Origin of the sequence: Bacillus sp. ISL-39 (assembly GCF_018613295.1) — a bacterium.
In the GTDB taxonomy this organism is placed as follows: Bacteria; Bacillota; Bacilli; order Bacillales; family Cytobacillaceae; genus Mesobacillus.
The window spans coordinates 686085-704463 of sequence record NZ_JAGGQM010000002.1; the positions used below are offsets into that span (position 1 = coordinate 686085).

Genomic DNA, 18379 nt, shown 5'->3' on the forward strand with positions numbered 1-18379 from the left:
GTGCAAGATCTTTTCTCATAATTTTTTGTGAAAAAACATTGGTTATTCAATCCTATTTGGTAGTCAATAGCAACAGAATTTGAGAAAAGAGCCTTTCTATAAAATTAATTCATCGATCTTCAGTACCAGTTCACTAATCTCTGGCTTGCTGATCTGTGCATCCGCCCCCACTACACTCCCCTTATGTCGCAGTTCATTCGTAATCAAGGATGAAAAAATGATAACAGGAAGTTTTTGAAGAACCGAGTGCTCTTTTATTCTTTTTGTCAGGTGATGTCCATCCATTTGCGGCATTTCTATATCTGTGATTACCAGTTGAACTGACTTTGAAAAGACGTCAGTATCCACTGCCAGGTGTTCAAGATAGGTTATGGCATCATGGCCATTCTCAAAGAATTCAAGATACTGGAATCCTGCTTCACTCAAGGTGTCATGAAGCATTTTCCTTAACATTGCAGAGTCTTCCGCAATCACGATCCTTTTCGTAGAGCGTTCCCTGGGACCAAGTTTGTTGACATCGCTAACCTTGATTCCAGACTCAGGGTTGATTTCAAGAAGGATTTTTTCAAAGTCAAGGAATAGTACCATTTCCCCTCCTAGCTTGATTACTCCGATAATTTGGCTCTCCTGGCCCTGATACATGTCTGATGGCTTCTCAATCTGAGACCAGGAGATTCGGTGGATTTGTGAAACCGCATGGACATGGAACACTGTCTTGATCTGGTTAAATTCCGCAACGATGAACTTATCCAACTGTGGATTTGTTGATTCCTTAAGCCCTAGCGCCGCTGAGACATTGATGACTGGCAGCACTTCGCCCCTCAGCTCCATAATTCCTTCAACAAACGGATGAGCGTTAGGAATCGCCACCACCGGAACTGGGTTAAGAATTTCTTTCACTTTCATGACATTTATCGCAAATTTATTCTGGCCTATGCCAAATTCGACAATTTCCAGTTCATTCGTGCCTGATTCTAATAATATACTGCTATCATTCATAAAGATCTTCCTTCTCGTTATAGAATTAGTACTATATACCTCTTATCGGCAGGATGATTTAAACTGTTTAGTTAATAAAACTGGATCGGCTATAGTAGTCGACATGGTAAGACCTGCATGGAAAAAATACAGAATCAAACCAAATAAAAAAGCAAACCGAAAGCTCGGTTTACTCCTCTTATTTAACGCAAGTTTTCCATTGATTGCTGCTTGTTGAACATAGCCTTGCTTCCGCAGCTTATAAGCGGGGGAAACGATAGAATTGGTCAGTTCAAGCAACCTGGATACGAAAATAGCTTAATCATTTAACTATTGTCCAGCCTAATACCGAATTTACCTGATTTTGATGGTGAAGGTCGTGCTCGATAAAATCCATGATATACGTACCGACCGTCATGTGGTGATCAGAAATTTTGAATGCCACAGCCAACTTGTCATTGTCCATTTCTTCAAGCATCTTTTGGAACTGTCCTCGAACAGCAAGAAGGCTATCGAGAATCTCTTCTTTTGGGGTACATTCTGCGTATTCCTGGGCCCGTTCGTTGACCTTTTGAAAATCAGGATAGGATGGCAGTTGAGCTCCTTCTTTGAAATAAGGAAACCTTTCCTCTAAAGAGTATTGATCCCAGAAAAGCAGATGCGATACAACTGCTGCTACAGACCACTGCCCTAATGGCATGTTCCACTCTGTGTCCGTTAGGCCCTTTAGTGATTGGATCCATTCGCTAAAATGTGTATAATGTTGTTTCATCTGTTCTAAATTCAATCTGAATCTCTCCTTTTGTTTAGTTCTTCAATTTATATTCGCTCCCCAGATGAAATAACCTTTTGCTTAAGCAGACGAATTTTACAACTTTCCGGTCCATCATGTTAAAATAGTGATATTCAATCGGAGGGATGAAAGAAGTGGAACATTTAATTAACAATAGGGTGAAGAATATAGAAATATCAGGGATCAGAAAATTCTTTAATATGGTGGCAGATGTGAAAGATATGGTTTCTCTCACCATCGGTCAGCCTGATTTTCCGACACCAGAACATGTCAAGGAAGCTGGGAAAAAAGCAATTAATGAGAACGTCACTACATATACACATAATGCTGGACTGATCCAGCTAAGAAAAGCTGCAGCTGATTTTTATCGTAAAAAATATAATGTTGAATATTCAGCGGAGCATGAAGCGATCATTACTGTTGGAGCAAGCGAGGCTATTGATATCACTTTCAGGACCATACTTGAAGAAGGCTGTGAAGTTATCATCCCAGGGCCTGTTTATCCCGGGTATGAACCAATCATCAAGCTCTGCGGTGCCGAACCAGTCTATGCTGATATCAGGAAAACACAATTCAGGATGACGGCAGGGTTGATTGAAAGCCTGATCACAGATAAAACAAGATGTATCGTACTCCCCTATCCTTCAAACCCAACAGGCGTCAGCTTGAATGAGGAGGAACTTAAAGAAATAGCCCAGCTGCTTGAGGACAAGGACATCTTTGTCCTTGCTGATGAAATATACAGTGAACTCGTTTATGAGCAAAGGCATGTTTCAATTGCCCAGTTCATAAAGGAAAAAACAATTGTCATCAACGGACTTTCCAAATCCCACTCTATGACAGGTTGGCGGATAGGGATGCTGTTCGCGCCTGAGTATTTGGCCAAGCATATTTTGAAAGTGCATCAATACAATGTAACTTGTGCAACCTCGATCTCGCAAATGGCTGCTTTAGAGGCCCTGACAGCTGGGATTGATGATGCGTTGCCAATGAAGCAGGAGTATGCTTCAAGGCGGGATTATGTATTCAGCAGACTCCAGTCTATGGGCCTTGATGTAATCAAGCCTGAGGGCGCGTTTTACTTCTTTATCAAAATTCCAGCTTCCAATATTTCATCATTTGATTTTTGTATGGAATTAGTCAATGAAGCAAAATTGGCAGTGGTTCCAGGGAGTGCTTTCTCTGAATTTGGAGAGGGCTATTTCCGGCTTTCATATGCGTACTCGATGGATACGCTAAAAGAAGGGCTCAATCGTTTGGAAAGTTATTTGCGATAAAACTCGAAAAGCCGTTCCTCGTCAGCAGGAACGGCTTTTTATTAGGCTCTTTTCTCAAACTTTGTTGCTCTTGACTACAAAATAGGATTGAATGACCTATTTTTCTTCGCAAAGTTGACTCTTTTGTGAGAAAAGAGCATGCTAACTTAATACCGACCAACAAAATGGCCTACTATTACGTTAAAATCGGCTTTAGGATTTTAACAACAATCTTTGCGAAAACAGCCTTTTATTATCCCTTGTATTTTCCGTTATTTTTGGGGGCTTTCTCTTTTTTTGCTTTATCCTTATGGATCTTATTAGTCGCAGCACTGCCAATCTCATGTGAGAATTCAGAATCAATGACTGCAGAATCAAAACCCTTCTTGTTCTTTTGCTGCGGGTCATTCTTTTTCGTCCTTTTAGCCATAAAAATCCCCTCCTTTAGGTTATAGTATCTTACCTGGAGAGGGGTCTATGACTAGCAAATATTATGATTGTTTCCAGTACTTATATAGCGCCTGAGTGCCGCTGTTTTCTTCGCCTTTTTCCGCGAGTTGTTCATATAGCGACAATGCCAAAGAAAGTCCTGGTACTTCCATATCCATCCGCTTTGCTTCATCCAGGGCGATTTTCATATCCTTGATAAAGTGCTTGATGTAAAAACCGGGCTCGAAATTATCATCGATCATCCTTGGTGCCAGATTGGAAAGCGACCAGCTCCCTGCAGCACCCGTCGATATGCTCTTCAATACGGTCTCTGGATCAAGACCCGCTTTTTCAGCATAGATCATAGCTTCGCATACTCCGATCATATTGGAAGCAATGGCGATTTGGTTGGACATTTTTGTATGCTGCCCGGCACCTGCTTCTCCCTGGTGAACAATATTTGTTCCAAGGATGTTAAGCAGTGGTTCTACCTGAAGAAAAGCCTCATCATCGCTGCCCACCATGATGGCAAGCCTTGCTTCGCGGGCACCGATATCACCGCCGGAAACAGGCGCATCAATTGCATGAATCTCTTTCTCTATTGCCTTTTCGTAAATTTCTTTTGCAAGGGAAGGAGTCGACGTGGTCATATCAATTAAATAACTGCCTGGCTTTGCATTAGAGATAAGGCCGTCTTCCCCCAGATAAATTTCTTCCACGTCTGAAGGGTAACCGACAATCGTAAAAACGACATCAGCCTTCTGTGCTACCTCACGTGGGGAGTCTGACCAGACAGCTCCCCTTTCCAGCAAATTAGCCGCCTTTTCCCTCGTCCTTGTAAAAACAGTGAGCTGATAGCCCGCATCAAGCAGATGCCCTGCCATGCTTTGTCCCATAACGCCTGTTCCAATAAAGCCAATTACCGTATCTTCTTTAGACAGCATATGTACTCCTTCTTCCCTTTTCAATTTTACCTATATTTTAACATTATAAATTGCAAAAGGCCGAGAATTTACTCCTCGGCCTCCAGAACGTTCTACCATTTTATGCGCAATAATATTGTACCCTGTCATAAACACATCCAAACCTAATAAATTGATTATTGCTAAATACATCAGGCTGAATTCCAATATAAAAATTTCGCATTGTACGATTTGACCTTGCATTAAAAATCTTCTTATACTAAGTCTATACTATATTTAGAGGTGCGGATATGTTTTATAAAGAGCTTTATGTATATGACGGCAACAGACCGTTAAAAGCAATCATTCGTAATTATACAAAGGATGATTTTGAGCAGTTGATATCGGTACAAAAGGAAGCCTTCCCGCCTCCTTTTCCAGAAGAACTCTTATGGAACACCGAGCAGCTGGCCAATCATGTAGATTTATTTCCCGAAGGTGCCCTCTGTGTGGAAGTCGGAGGTAGAATCGCGGGTTCCATTACTGGACTGGTTGTTCATTTGATAAAAGGCGACGAAGATCATTCGTGGGAAGAAATAACCGATAACGGCTATATAAGGAATCATGATCCGGAAGGCAATACTCTTTACATTGTCGATATTTGCATAAGTCCGGCTTACCGCAAACTTGGTCTTGGTAAATGGATGATGCAATCTATGTATGAGACGGTCGTGCAATTAGATCTTGAAAGACTTTTGGGCGGCGGAAGGATGCCAGGATACCACTTGCATTCCGCAGACTTGTCCATTGACCAGTATGTAGAAAAGGTACTTAAAGGTGAATTGAAGGATCCAGTCGTTTCCTTTCTGCTGCGCTGCGGACGTACACCGGTCAAACCAGTAGCAAATTATCTTGAGGACGAAGAGTCATTGAATTACGGGATGCTGATGGAATGGAAAAACCCCTTTAAAGCTTAGACGCTGCCTATCCGGCAGCTTTTTTTATTCTTTGCCAAAAGAGGTTCGCTATCAAGACTTCTGAACCTGTCTGAAGCTGCTCCTTCTTCTGACAGCTTTTCTGCTTTTCCCTGCAAACCTGTCTGAAGTTACTCTTTCTTTTGACATTTAAAAGACTTAAACAAAAAAATGCCGGCTGATAAACAGCCGGCCAAATCTGGGGGAAAATGAGAATGATTAGCTTAATTAAAGTCTAACCAAAGTGCTTACTCATTTATACCCGCCCTATATAGCGTAAAACATTTTTTATATTACAATTACGTTACAAAGAAATAGCTTGGTTTACTGCTTCAACCACTTCTTCAGTCGTACTCATGTTCAACACATTTGAAGCCAGCTTTTCCATATCGGCTTTGTTTAAGTTTCTGATCAATGAGCGTGCTTTCAGGATTGAAGAGGCACTCATCGAGAACTCGTCAAGGCCAAGTCCAAGCAGAATTGGAATTGCCGTTTCGTCACCGGCCATTTCTCCGCACATTCCAGCCCATTTACCTTCTTGATGAGCTGCATCAATGACCATTTTTACGAGACGAAGAATGGATGGGTTGTATGGCTGATATAAGTATGATACTTGCTGGTTCATCCTGTCCGCTGCCATCGTGTATTGAATCAAGTCATTTGTTCCGATGCTGAAGAAGTCTACTTCCTTCGCAAACTGATCTGCAAGGACTGCAGTAGAAGGAATTTCAACCATGATGCCGAGCTCGATATGGTCAGCAACCTCGACGCCTTCCTGGATCAATCTTGCTTTTTCTTCTTCAAGCATTGCTTTCGCTTCCCTGAACTCGTTCAGAGTAGCGATCATCGGGAACATAACTTTCAGGTTTCCATGAACACTAGCTCGCAAAAGAGCGCGCAGCTGCGTACGGAAAATATCCACTTCCTCAAGGCACAGGCGGATTGCCCTGAAGCCAAGGAAAGGATTCATTTCTTTAGGCAGGTTCAAGTATGGAAGCTCTTTGTCTCCGCCGATATCAAGAGTACGGACCACGACTGGTTTGCCTTCCATGCCTTCAAGCACTGCCTTATATGCTGTATATTGTTCCTCTTCAGTAGGAAGCTGGTCCCTGTCCATATAAAGGAACTCTGTACGGTAAAGACCTACACCCTCGCCGCCATTTTCAACTACGCCCTTCAAATCTTTAGGTGTACCGATATTAGCTGCAAGTTCAACATGATGGCCATCAGCTGTTACAGACTTTTCGTTAACAAGTTTAGCCCATTCAGCTTTTTGCTTCTCGAAATCTTCTTGAATCTTCTTATAAGCTTCAAGCACTTCAGGAGTTGGATTGAAGTGAACTTCGCCCTTCAATCCGTCAACAACGACGAGATCCCCGTTGTTGATTTCTTCTGTAGCTGCCTTTGTGCCTACAACTGCCGGAATTTCCATTGAACGAGCCATGATTGCTGAACGGGAGGTACGGCCGCCGATGTTCGTTGTAAATCCTTTTACAAACTGGCGATTCAATTGAGCAGTATCTGAAGGAGTCAAATCTTCCGCCACGATGACTACTTCTTCAGCAATCATGCTAGGATTAGGAATCTGGATACCTAACAGATGGGCTAACACCCGTTTTGTGACGTCACGGATATCTGCCGCCCGTTCTTTCATATATTCATTGTCCATGGATTCGAACATGCTGATGAACATATCAGCTGTTTCTTTTAATGCAAGCTCTGCATTAACATTTTCCGTTTTGATTTTGTCTTCGATGGGTGAAATCAATTCTGGATCGCTCAATACTAGAAGGTGAGCATCAAAAATCGCTGCTTTATCAGCTCCTAAAGCAGTTCCCGCATGATCGCGGATTTTTTCCAGCTCAACTTTTGCTGTCTGAAGCGCTGACTGAAAACGGGCAATTTCTTCAGCGGGAGCGTCTATTGTTTTTTTTTCAAAAGAAAAGTCCGGTTCTACCAGCTTATAGGCTTTGGCGATCGCAATGCCGTTTGAAGCGGCAATTCCCTGGAGAAAGCCCATTATTCAGCTAAACCTTCTTTTTTCAAAGTTTCTTCTAAAGTATTAAGAGCGTCTTGCTCATCGCTTCCTTCAGCAATGATCGTGATTTCTGCTCCCTGGCCGATACCTAATGACATTACACCCATGATTGACTTAAGGTTAACCTTTTTTTCTTTATATTCTATGTGTACTTCTGAATCGAACTTGCTTGCAGCCTGTACCAGCATCGTAGCAGGGCGTGCGTGGATTCCTGTTTCAGCAACAACCTTGAATTGTTTTTGTACCATACTATATCATTCTCCTTTTAAATAGATAATTAAGATGACCATACATGATGCCTTTCCAAACTAAATGGTTCAATTCAGCGAAAGGTCAAAACTCAGGCCTAGCCAAAATGATATTTGTATTTTACCCATTTGTATTGTTCTTTCACACCATATATTGTTTCCAATCATTTCCGAAGAAGTTTGGATTGGCATCCCACACAAAAGAATAGCATTTTGCATAGTCATAGACAATGAAAAAACATTGATTTTTAAAGGTTTAGAGTCATTTTTTTCAGTAAAACGTTTTCATTTTATCGAAATTGTGACAAAAAGTATTTTAACGTCTGAAAAGGTGTTTAAAGTTTTCCTTCAAACTTTTTTTGCTCTCTTCCTTCTTTAATTTTTCCAATGCATTGATTTGCTTTTTTACCTTCTTTATTTCGTCTTTGAACCAGCCATCCGATTTTTCGTCCAGCTGCTCACCGTACCTGACCTTTTCATACGTCTGGATTGTCCGTCGGTCATATTGTATGCTAAGCCTGTCGAACCATTCTTTGACATCTTCATGGTTAAGCCGGCCCAGTTCCTTTTTCTGGGCATATTTTTCAAGCTGAAAGATTTCCTTCCTTATATTGTTTTCAGGGGCCGCTTTCTGCCTCCTTGTAAACTCTACGCTATTTGCCCCTTCGATATGGGCAGTGATTATAAATCCTGCTTCTGCTGCTTCTTCCTCCTTCTGCCTGCTGAAAAGACTGGTTTTTTTATAAATGAAATAAAATCCAATGCCAATCAGGGCAGCGAAAAGAATAGGTCCCCAAAAATCCGGGTCGAAAACCTGCCTGGCCTGCTTAATTGATGTTTCATTTTCCATATTGAGCAGATTTTCAGAAAATACTTTGTTGGCTCTGGCCTGCATATCCGCAGAACCAATCCATGCAAAAAAGGGATACAGCAGCATGGAAAGCGTCCATCCTGCCAATTGCAGTACAAAAAAGAAAATGTCTTTTAATATTCCTCTTCCGAAAGTTAATACCGCAACAAGGAGCAGAATAATCCCCAGCAGCTTCGAGTAGGTGGCTGCAAATCTCTTTTTCAAGGCCTGTTCGATATCAATCCACTTTAGCAAAAATTGCCCTGACAATATAAACAGCAGCTGGAAGAGAAGAAGGAATACAATTTGGATCAAGTATGAGCCGCCATAAAAATAAGCAAGCGGCGAAAGGAATACCCCAATCAAAAAGGTGAGAACAAGCCAGACACTTTCTGATTGACTCGTTGAATCCTGGTGAAACTTAAGTACTCTCCAAAAAATGAATATTGCCATAATCCCTGTATAAAAGTTCTCAAGATTGCTCAAATTGCCTGCAACAAAGAGAAGCGGCATAACTACAAGAAGATAAAAAGGCTTCGCCAGACGTGGCTTCAGCACCAATAAAAACGTGAAGAGAATGGAGGCTGCAGCGGCTATTATCATAGTTGAAAACAATGGCATTCGTTGTGATGATAATAAATGAAATACCACCAGAATCAGGCTTACAAAAGTCCACTCTATAAAAAAGCGAAAAAAAACATTTAAGACACGGCTTTTCATTTGCTCGCCACATCCTTTAAAATAATGTTCATCGGTTCCAGTAATGCATGTTCATTATGCGTTTTTAGCTCGAATAACTGTACGCCCGCATGTGTCCATTCCTGTATATAGGCATCTGCTCCTCTTGTACGGATTCCTGCATGGATCATGGTCGGCGCAATCGGCAAATGCCGCTTGTAAAAGAACAGCAGCTGTTCATATGGAATCGTTGGGGAATGAAAATCGGCAATAGCCAGCAGGTCAAGCAGCTTTTGCAAGTGGTCCTTTCCAGACCCCAATGGCAGGTAGGTAAATGGAGTAAATCCAGCAGACCTTATATTCATGCATAGCGAGAAGGGAATATTTCTTCGGTTAAAGAAGTAAGCCATTTCCGCTGTACTGCTCATCAAAAATTCCAGCTTGCCAGTAACTGAAAAACCATCTGAAATATTAATGAACAATACGGCACCTGCTTCATTAATTCGTTCATATTCCTTCGTCTGCAAAATCATTTTCCTGGCACTTGCTTTCCAATTAATCCTGTTAAAGCTGTCTGTCGGGAGGTAATCCCTTGTACCTATTGGTCCCATATTGTCTTCAAATAGTGAAAAGAATGATGGATTCTGGCCTGGCTTAATTGACTTATGCTTATCCAAATTTTTCACCGAAATTGTTTGAGGATAGACGAGCGCCTCGATATTGATAACGTCGGAGAACTCAAGAATTGTATCTCCGAAACCAAAGAAATGAGGGATGTTGAGCTCCATTTTCCTTATCTTTGATAATCCTCGCTTTTCTGCGGCAAATGGAACTTTGATATTAATCCTTTCTCGCTGTCCAACCGAAAACGGCAGGCTTATATCGACTCTAGAAGAATGAATATGATACTCGCCCGTAACAGGTACAACTGCACTATCAAAATAAATGGAGAGATTCCCTTTCATGATTGGAAGACCTTGATTGTGAAATTGCAGGCTCCACTCTCCTTTGTCCCCGATAAAGAAGCGATTCCGTTTACGTTCATTATCAAAAAACAAGCCTTCTCCTATATGCTTCAGATAATAGGAATTCCCTCCAGCGATAAATAGGATCATCATGCCGACTCCGAACATCAGCCAGGAATTTATGTAAAAGCTTGCGATCAGTAATAGAATCCCGAGAAAAGCCAATATGGATAGAAAGCGGTCCTCGATAACGATTTTTTTCCATTGCATGGGCTTAAACCTCAACTTCAACAGGGAGAGGAATGGATTCCAGCAACTCTTCGACTACTTTTTCGGGAGTCATTGTCAGCGATGACTCCGCAGATAAATAAATTCTGTGTCCTAACACGAAGGGAGCCATCTCTTTTACATCATTCGGTACCACATAATCTCGACCCTTAATCAGCGCCCTCCCTTGGGCAGCCTTTACTAATGCAAGCGTCCCCCTCGGACTGATTCCTAGCTCGATCGAAGCATGGTTCCTTGTTTTTCGTACAATCTGTAATAGATAATCTTCAACAACCTCAGTTAACTTCACATTCATGATTTCCTGTTTCAATGAATTGATATCCTCTTCACTAATAATCGGTTTGACTTCCTTGGCTGATGTTCCAAACCTATGTTTCTTGATCATTTCTCTCTCTTCATTCACTTCTGGATACCCGAGGGATAACTTAATAAAGAAGCGATCCATCTGCGCGACCGGAAGCTGGAATGTCCCCTGCTGTGATTCCACTGGATTCTGGGTTGCGATTACAAGGAAGGGCGTTTTCAAGGGGATAGTGTGGCCGTCAATTGTAACCTGGTGTTCTTCCATCGCCTCAAGCAAGCTGGATTGAGTCCTAGGGGTAGCGCGATTGATTTCATCTGCAAGCAGAATATTGGTGACAATTGGACCTGGTTTTAATTCGAACTCCTGAAGTTTAGGATTAAAAAACTGGATTCCTGTAATATCACTAGGCAATACATCAGGTGTAAACTGAACCCTCGAGAAATGTCCGCTTATTGCACGTGCAAATGTTTTAGCAAGCAATGTTTTCCCCGTCCCTGGTACGCTTTCCATAAGAATATGGCCATTATTCAAAAGGGCAATCACCATCAACTCTATTTCATCGTCCCGTCCGACCACATTTTTACCTATTTCAATTTTTAGCTGCTCTAGTTTATTTGCCATTTCCATCCATTTGTTCCCCCTATTGTGAATGTTCTATTGGTTACGATTGAAAGACTTATGAAAAGTTTACCATCAGGAAATAAAAATGTGAATTTACAACCATTTTTATCCAAATAAAAAGGAGCACTTTTTTTTAAGTGCTCCCAATAAATTTACTTTGTTAAAAAGAACCGTTCTTCCTGAACTACATTTAAGAGTTTATCCAGCTCCTGGCTTGCTGAAATAGTCTGTACGCTTAGAAAACCTGTTTCCTTCGCGGCTGAAATCATTTCTCTCCGTTTGAGTTCGATTTCTTCCATTAGCCTTTCAGGAGAAAATGTTTCCATCAGCGATCACCTCACCAGTACATGTTAATATTTTACTACTATTCCACAAATAGGGATAGTAAAATTTACAGTGACGGACCACTTTTTCTTTGTTATTTAGCTCCTCGCCTCATCTATATATGTAAAGATGACATCTCCGCCCCTTTGAGCGATTCCCCTGAAATGTTTGAAATCCTCCCTTTTCACCAGAAATTCGCGAAATTCCATGAAATCCTGTTTAGCGACAAAGATTTCCTCTACTTCTTTATTTTTTAAACTTTCCAGCATTCTAATAGCCTGTTCTTTATCCAAGTGAACCACCTCGTTTCTTATACTATGACTATTTTATCTTCTAGTGATGAATTTGCAAATTCATCTGTCATGTTTCTTGATTGGTAGGAAGGGAATGAAATGGTAAACATAATTATTTTTTTCTGGATGGAAATGTAATTATTTTATATAATAGGTTATATAAATTGAATTTTCTAACTTTTATAAAATGAAAATTTCGTGAACATTCAAATTTAATGCGAATTTTCCTTTACGCTAGTTAAAAATTAAGGCAAAATGTTAGTAATTCGAAATATAACGAAGGAGCGAGTTTATTTGAAGAAAGCCGAAGTTGGAAATGTAATCGAATTCAAAGAAGGACTGCAAGGTGTCGTAGAGAAGGTAAATGAAAACTCAGTAATTGTTGATTTGACATATATGAACAATTTCCGGGATCTGGAGCTCGATCAACGCACTGTCATCAATCATAAAAACTATAAAATTGTTAAAGATGCAGCCTACTAACCTAGAAATACGCAAGCGGCTTGCTCACCCCCGACAAGCGCTGCCCGCCTAAAACGCCACATCGTGTGGCTGGCGGGTTTAAACGTCCTGTGCTTAGAGGGCCGAACAGAGAAGTTGTTCTTTGACTTCATTGTCAGGACCAAAATCGAAAAGTATAGCCGACTGTCCAGAAACGCAGAGACTGGAGACTCCGACGGCAGAAGCGCTTTTTGCTTCTGCCGTCGGAGTTGAAGTTTTGGAGTTTCTAGGAGGCGGCACTAGACAAGCGTCTCGAGCTTCTCAAAGCTAACGCTTCTCGCAAGATACTGGAAGCAGTTTCAAGGATGAAAACTGGCTAGGCGCTGGAGCTAGACACTGTTCTAGTGTAATATTTTTCACTTTATTATAAAGATACCCAAAGCAGCCTGAGCTGCTTTTTCTGTTTTATCTTTTTTATCTTTTAGTTTCCTTACCTGCAAGTTCTTTAAATGACTTTACTTTTCCATGCGGGTGCTGATCCTGCTTGCGCACAGTCCAATTACGCTCTCTCTCGCGCTTTGATTCTGACATGACCTTCCCTCCAATCAAATCTTCGTGCAATATTACTATTCCCCAACTGAAAGAAATCATTTCCTTACAATTTTAATGAATTATTTGGTACAATAAATTTTGTTTCTGGAAAGGGGTTTATGTAGAATGAAGAATTGGATGGCGGATCGCAGACTGATTAGTGGGGTTTTGATCGCGCATCTTCTTATGTTTTTTACCTTCGAAGATAAAAACGTATTCTGGTATATATTCACAGCTTCGATGCTGGTTCTGATCAGTTATTCCATCATACACGAAGAAATCGAGGACAACACTTCAACACTTTCTTACTTAACGCTAGGGATTGCTTCGGGTCTTGGTTTATTTGGCCTCTTTTGGCTTGGAAGCTTCCTGATCGAGTTGTTAAATTTGCCTTTCGCCAATCAAATCTCGCGTCTGTACAACAGATTCTCACCTGATTTATTCTGGCATTACCTTGTCCTGGTGTTAATCCTGGCTCCCGGCGAAGAAATCTTTTGGCGAGGATTTATCCAAAAACGACTTAGCAAATACTTTAGTGTGAAAATGTCGATTAGTTTTTCTGTTTTATTATATTCTTCTGTCCACCTCTATTCTGGTGAGTTTATTTTGGTTTTAGCCGCAATAATTGCTGGACTGGCCTGGAGTATTTTATACGCATGGAAACGGAGCATGCCGCTTGTTATAGTCTCCCATATCGTATTTGATTTATTATTATTTGTTTTTCTTCCACTTAACTAGTGATTACCTCAACAGATATTACCCTAAAAATGACCCATGCCAACTCTGGCTCATGGGTCATTTTCATTATTGTCCAATTTGCCTGTCCATGGTATTTTGTAAATGCGACAAAGTATTGTAACTTTCGTTATTCTATTCCGTCTAAAAATGTAGAAATCACCATATGAAATAACAGGGGGCATTTAGAAATGAACAAATTAGTAAAACCTTTAGCAATTATCGGATTGTCAACCATTATCATTGCAGGCTGCGGCTCTCCGGAAGAATCGAAGTCGACAGATAAGGCACCTGCAGCCCAGCCGGCTGCTGCGCCTGAAAAAAATGAAGAAAACCAGCAGACAACAGATCAGGAAAATAATAATAACGAAGAGGGCTTAATCCGGGTAATGGAGCAAAATATTGCCTATACAGTGGATGGCGAACAAAAAGAACAGACTGCTTTCTTAAAACACAATGACAATCAAAACTACTCTATGTATGTTCTGCCTGAATATGAATTATCAGCAGAAGAACCCAACAAAGACGTTCTGATGTGGACTGAGGACGACAGTGTATTCATGAGGATAGAACTGATTCCAAATGACGCAGAATGGGCCTTAGTCGAAGAGAATTCCAAAGCACAGCTAGCTGCTGTCGGTGCTGAAGTGAATGAAGCACAAACACCTGAAGATCCATTCTTCAACAATGCATGGGCAATGGAAACCAAAAATGAATCAGACGTCGTAACTACGTATTTAATTAAAAATGAAGAACAACCATTAAAGCTTACTTTATTCACAAAAGAAGGTGCAGACCACCGCAGTGCATTCTTAGAAATGGCCAAGACCATTATGAAAGAGAATAAATAATACAAGATAAGTTAATTGAAGTGTAATTATACATTCTCATCATAAAAAGAAGGGGCAGTTCCCCTTCTTTTTTATTTGACTGTTTTCGTAAAGATTGTTGTTAAAATCCTAAATCCGATTTTAACGTAATATAAGGCATTTTGCAGGTCGGTATTAAGTGTGAATGCTCTTTTCTCACATAAGAGTCAACTTTGCGAAGAAAATAGGCCATTCAACCCTATTTGGTAGTCAATAGCAACAAAGTTTGAAAAAAGAGCCTTTTATTTATTCAAATTAACTGGTTTCATCCATAACAAGACAATAAAAATTAAACTGATGTAGCCAAAAACCGGATAAAGGATGGAAAGCAGCGTTCCATAATCAATCAAGCTGATGAAATAACAAATTAAAAAGAGCAGTGAGACGACAAGCAGGCTTGGCAGCTTGATATACTTTTGAATTTGCCTTTCCAGACCAAAAATATTACCAATTACCGAGGTGAAAATTTCCCCATATACAATCAAGACAAAAATCCAGTATAGACCAGCAGCAAGCTGTTTCATTACAACAGCCATCGGAATCTCAAATGTTTCGAATCCAGGCAGCATAATTAAAGTCAAATGGCTTGAAAGCAAAATTAAGGTAAGTGCTATCCCGCCCAGGATTCCACCCCATTTTACAGTATGATCGTCTTTCATCTCGGCTGCTACAGGAACCAGGACTGCCTGGGCAAGCGACAGGTTCAGCGCTGTATATGAAAATGGTCCGATCACAGCCTTCCAGCCATCCTCTGCATATGGAATAAAAACGACCTGTTCAATGAATCCAGGCAATTTAACTGACAGGAAGAATAAGATCAGACTGAACAAGATCATCATCGGCACGACAAAAGTGTTCACAGCAAAGACGCCCTTTAAGCCGACAACCATGACGGCAAGTGACAGTGCAATCGTGACAAAGATCCCCAGGGACTTAGTCATTCCAAGCTGCTCTTCAAAAACTGCCCCTGCACCTGATAACATAACGGCACAAACTCCAAGCAGCATAAACAGCATCATAATATTGATGATTCTGCCAAAAAACTTCCCAAATAAATGAACATTCATTTCTTCATATGAATAGGCACCGATCGCCGCTGCGATGCGCATCAATTTTGCACCCATATATGTAAGAATATATCCCGCCATGAAAACACCAATTAATCCAAAAAGTCCAAAGCGGGAAAAGAATTCGACGATTTCCCTCCCTGTCGCAAAGCCGGCTCCCACAACAGTACCGACATAAACAGCAGCGATTTGAAAGGCAGCACCCCAGTTTGTCTTCAAAGCGTTCCCCTCCCTCCTTCTCAATATATGTCAGGATAGACAAACCATGACGAGCTTTTTTTAAAAGGTAATTAAACACAATCTCTACTAAAAATTACCATAGGCAAATATCTTGAAAGTCAAAAAAGGTCAAAGTATAATAAAGTTAAATTGATCAAAGTTAGTCAAAGTCAAGAATGATTATAATTGATCATATATAAGAATTAACTTTTTGAGGGAGGAATTTAAATGCTTTGCCAAAATTGCCATGAGAAAAACGCTAATATCCAATTGAGAGTAAATTTAAACGGTAATCAGAAGCATTTAATGCTCTGCGAAGATTGCTACAAAAAAGAAAAAGAAAGATTAGGTGCTTCCTTTGGCAGCCAGATGCCTGGTTTTCAAGACTTTGGAGGCTCGCCTTTTAATGATATGTTCAAACAGTTTTCAGGCAATATGAATAATCAAAACCCTGATCATAACCATTCATCTGGTGCTGCGAAAACTGCTGGCGGTGGAAATGGCTTCATCGATCAATTTGGGAGAAACCTCACCCAAATCGCAAAAACCGGTTTGATTGACCCGGTAATAGGACGAGACGAAGAAGTAAAACGAGTCATCGAGATTTTAAATAGAAGGAATAAAAATAATCCTGTGCTGATTGGCGAACCAGGCGTAGGTAAGACTGCCATCGCTGAAGGACTCGCTCTTAAGATTGTTGAAGGCGATGTGCCGGATAAGCTGAAAAGCAAGGAAGTCTATTTGTTAGATGTCGCTTCAATGGTTTCGAACACAGGTATCCGCGGGCAATTCGAGGAAAGAATGAAACAGCTCATTTCTGAATTACAGGCTCGCAAAAATATCATTCTGTTTATTGATGAAATTCACCAGCTTGTTGGTGCAGGGTCTGCTGAAGGATCAATGGATGCCGGCAATATCCTGAAGCCAGCACTCGCCCGCGGTGAGCTCCAAGTAGTCGGTGCAACAACTCTGAAGGAATATCGCAAAATTGAAAAGGATGCGGCGCTCGAAAGACGCTTCCAGCCAGTACATGTATTGGAACCGACAGTGGACGAGGCTGTGGAAATCCTGAAGGGAATTCAGTCGAAGTACGAAGATTTCCATCAGGTATCCTTTTCGGAAGAAACAATCAAGGCATGTGTACAGCTTTCACACCGTTATATCCAGGATCGTTTCCTTCCTGACAAAGCGATTGATTTAATGGACGAAGCTGGCTCTAAGCTTAACCTTGTTTCTGATTATACAAATAAAAGCGATGCTGAAAACCGCCTTGCTGAAATCGCAAAGGAAAAGGAAGAGGCCCTGAAACAGGAAGACTATGAAACAGCTGCAAAGCTTCGTGATGAGGAATCCAGGCTTGAAAAGGCATTAAATGAAAATGGCAATACGGCACGTCCTTTGGTCACTGTCCATCATATCCAGGAAATCATCGAAAAGAAGACGGGAATTCCGGTAGGTAAACTCCAGGAGGACGAGCAAGTAAGGATGAAGAATCTTGTCGGAAACCTTAATGGCAGGGTAATCGGACAAGTAGATGCCGTCCAGAGAGTAGCCAAGGCAATCCGCCGCAGCCGTGCAGGCCTGAAATCTAAAAACCGTCCGATTGGATCCTTCCTATTCGTCGGACCAACTGGTGTCGGTAAGACAGAATTGACAAAGACGCTGGCAGAAGAGCTGTTTGGCACTAAAGATGCCATGGTTAGACTGGACATGAGTGAATATATGGAAAAGCACAGTGTGTCCAAGCTGATTGGATCACCTCCTGGTTATGTAGGCCACGACGAAGCGGGCCAGCTGACCGAAAAAATAAGGCGGAATCCTTACAGCATTATTCTGCTGGATGAAATCGAGAAGGCACATCCAGACGTCCAGCATATGTTCCTGCAAATCCTTGAAGATGGCCGCCTGACTGACAGCCAGGGCCGTACTGTAAGCTTCAAGGACACAGTCATCATCATGACAAGCAATGCCGGAGCCGGTCACAAAACAATCAAAGTAGGATTCGATCAGAGCACAGCTGTCAACGAATCAAGTATCCTGGATTCATTGGGAGGCTTCTTTAAGCCAGAATTCCTGAACCGATTCGACAGCATCATCGAGTTCAAGGCACTTGAAAAAGAACATTTACTTCAAATTGTTGACTTAATGCTTTCTGAACTTAAGGATACACTTTCGGAGCAGAACATCACTCTTGAAGTCGAGGATGAAGTAAAGGATAAGCTTGCAGAGCTGGGATACCATCCTGCATTTGGCGCACGCCCTCTTCGCCGCTCCATCCAGGAGCAGCTCGAGGACTCCATTGCCGACTTCATCCTTGAAGACCCGGGTGCAGTAGAACTGAAAGCAGTCATCGAAAATGACGCAATCATGATTAAGCGAAAATAACGACCTCGAAGGTTCGGAGCAGATCCGAACCTTCTTTTTTTCATCTTCTGTTAAACCGCTTTGCTGCCTGGTGGGCAGCAGAGCGGTTTTTGGATCTATGGCACAACTCTTAAAGGAAACGTGATTTTCTT

19 protein-coding genes are annotated in these 18379 nt (G+C 41.3%); 6 read left to right on the top strand and 13 right to left on the bottom strand.

Going from position 1 to position 18379, the window contains the following annotated elements; genetic code table 11:
• Positions 1-96 precede the first annotated feature (96 nt).
• Entirely contained in the window at positions 97-999 is a 903-nt protein-coding gene (locus tag J7E37_RS05230; RefSeq protein ID WP_214777510.1) for a chemotaxis protein, read from the bottom strand.
• A gap of 301 nt (positions 1000-1300) precedes the next feature.
• Positions 1301-1765, bottom strand: coding sequence for a DinB family protein (locus J7E37_RS05235; RefSeq protein WP_251009443.1), 465 nt, complete (start codon positions 1763-1765; stop codon positions 1301-1303).
• Between the two features lie 140 nt (positions 1766-1905).
• On the opposite strand from J7E37_RS05235, the gene J7E37_RS05240 reads away from it, so the two are divergent.
• Positions 1906-3048 (top strand): aminotransferase A, encoded by a 1143-nt coding sequence (locus J7E37_RS05240; protein ID WP_214777512.1) that lies wholly within the window; start codon positions 1906-1908, stop codon positions 3046-3048.
• A gap of 232 nt (positions 3049-3280) precedes the next feature.
• On the opposite strand, the gene J7E37_RS05245 is transcribed toward J7E37_RS05240, so the two are convergent.
• Both J7E37_RS05245 and J7E37_RS05250 read right to left on the bottom strand, forming a co-directional pair.
• Positions 3281-3457, bottom strand: coding sequence for a hypothetical protein (locus J7E37_RS05245; protein WP_167831916.1), 177 nt, complete (start codon positions 3455-3457; stop codon positions 3281-3283).
• 61 nt (positions 3458-3518) lie between these two features.
• Positions 3519-4400: an NAD(P)-dependent oxidoreductase gene (locus J7E37_RS05250; RefSeq protein ID WP_214777514.1), complete on the bottom strand. Its 882-nt coding sequence runs from the start codon at positions 4398-4400 to the stop codon at positions 3519-3521.
• 269 nt (positions 4401-4669) lie between these two features.
• Here J7E37_RS05250 and J7E37_RS05255 point away from each other — a divergent pair, with 269 nt between their 5' ends.
• Entirely contained in the window at positions 4670-5335 is a 666-nt protein-coding gene (locus tag J7E37_RS05255) for a GNAT family N-acetyltransferase (protein ID WP_214777516.1), read from the top strand.
• Between the two features lie 301 nt (positions 5336-5636).
• Here the strand turns inward: J7E37_RS05255 and ptsP are convergent, their stop codons facing one another.
• From ptsP to J7E37_RS05290, 7 genes are all read right to left on the bottom strand, one after another.
• Positions 5637-7352 carry a phosphoenolpyruvate--protein phosphotransferase gene (ptsP, locus tag J7E37_RS05260; protein WP_215022811.1) on the bottom strand — a complete coding sequence of 572 codons (1716 nt, stop codon included), beginning with the start codon at positions 7350-7352 and terminating at the stop codon, positions 5637-5639.
• Positions 7352-7618, bottom strand: coding sequence for a phosphocarrier protein HPr (locus J7E37_RS05265; protein WP_214777520.1), 267 nt, complete (start codon positions 7616-7618; stop codon positions 7352-7354). The genes ptsP and J7E37_RS05265 overlap by 1 nt, the downstream gene beginning before the upstream one ends.
• Positions 7619-7934: 316 nt before the next feature.
• Complete coding sequence (locus J7E37_RS05270) at positions 7935-9188, bottom strand: hypothetical protein (RefSeq protein WP_215022813.1); 1254 nt, start codon at positions 9186-9188, stop codon at positions 7935-7937.
• A complete protein-coding gene (locus J7E37_RS05275) occupies positions 9185-10381 on the bottom strand; it encodes a DUF58 domain-containing protein (protein WP_214777525.1) in 1197 nt (398 codons plus the stop codon). The genes J7E37_RS05270 and J7E37_RS05275 overlap by 4 nt, the downstream gene beginning before the upstream one ends.
• 4 nt (positions 10382-10385) lie before the next feature.
• A complete protein-coding gene (locus J7E37_RS05280) occupies positions 10386-11330 on the bottom strand; it encodes an AAA family ATPase (RefSeq protein WP_483297196.1) in 945 nt (314 codons plus the stop codon).
• Positions 11331-11476: 146 nt separating this feature from the next.
• Positions 11477-11650, bottom strand: a complete 174-nt coding sequence (locus J7E37_RS05285; RefSeq protein ID WP_251009444.1) for an aspartyl-phosphate phosphatase Spo0E family protein — start codon at positions 11648-11650, stop codon at positions 11477-11479.
• Between the two features lie 96 nt (positions 11651-11746).
• Positions 11747-11941, bottom strand: a complete 195-nt coding sequence (locus J7E37_RS05290; RefSeq protein WP_192473582.1) for a hypothetical protein — start codon at positions 11939-11941, stop codon at positions 11747-11749.
• 294 nt (positions 11942-12235) lie between these two features.
• Here J7E37_RS05290 and J7E37_RS05295 point away from each other — a divergent pair, with 294 nt between their 5' ends.
• Positions 12236-12424 (top strand): YkvS family protein, encoded by a 189-nt coding sequence (locus J7E37_RS05295; protein WP_192473581.1) that lies wholly within the window; start codon positions 12236-12238, stop codon positions 12422-12424.
• A gap of 432 nt (positions 12425-12856) precedes the next feature.
• On the opposite strand, the gene J7E37_RS22010 is transcribed toward J7E37_RS05295, so the two are convergent.
• On the bottom strand, positions 12857-12973 hold the full coding sequence (locus tag J7E37_RS22010) for a DUF6254 family protein (protein WP_251009445.1): 117 nt from the start codon (positions 12971-12973) through the stop codon (positions 12857-12859).
• A 126-nt stretch (positions 12974-13099) separates the two neighbouring features.
• Between J7E37_RS22010 and J7E37_RS05300 the strand changes: the two genes are divergently transcribed.
• Together J7E37_RS05300 and J7E37_RS05305 are read left to right on the top strand one after the other, a co-directional pair.
• Positions 13100-13711 carry a CPBP family intramembrane glutamic endopeptidase gene (locus tag J7E37_RS05300; protein ID WP_214777526.1) on the top strand — a complete coding sequence of 204 codons (612 nt, stop codon included), beginning with the start codon at positions 13100-13102 and terminating at the stop codon, positions 13709-13711.
• Between the two features lie 188 nt (positions 13712-13899).
• Entirely contained in the window at positions 13900-14559 is a 660-nt protein-coding gene (locus tag J7E37_RS05305) for a hypothetical protein (RefSeq protein ID WP_214777528.1), read from the top strand.
• Between the two features lie 260 nt (positions 14560-14819).
• On the opposite strand, the gene J7E37_RS05310 is transcribed toward J7E37_RS05305, so the two are convergent.
• The gene (locus tag J7E37_RS05310; protein ID WP_215022815.1) at positions 14820-15863 is read right to left on the bottom strand and encodes a YkvI family membrane protein; all 1044 of its coding nucleotides are present in this window, start codon (positions 15861-15863) and stop codon (positions 14820-14822) included.
• Between the two features lie 228 nt (positions 15864-16091).
• Between J7E37_RS05310 and J7E37_RS05315 the strand changes: the two genes are divergently transcribed.
• Positions 16092-18248, top strand: coding sequence for an ATP-dependent Clp protease ATP-binding subunit (locus J7E37_RS05315; RefSeq protein WP_215022817.1), 2157 nt, complete (start codon positions 16092-16094; stop codon positions 18246-18248).
• Positions 18249-18379: the final 131 nt, after the last annotated feature.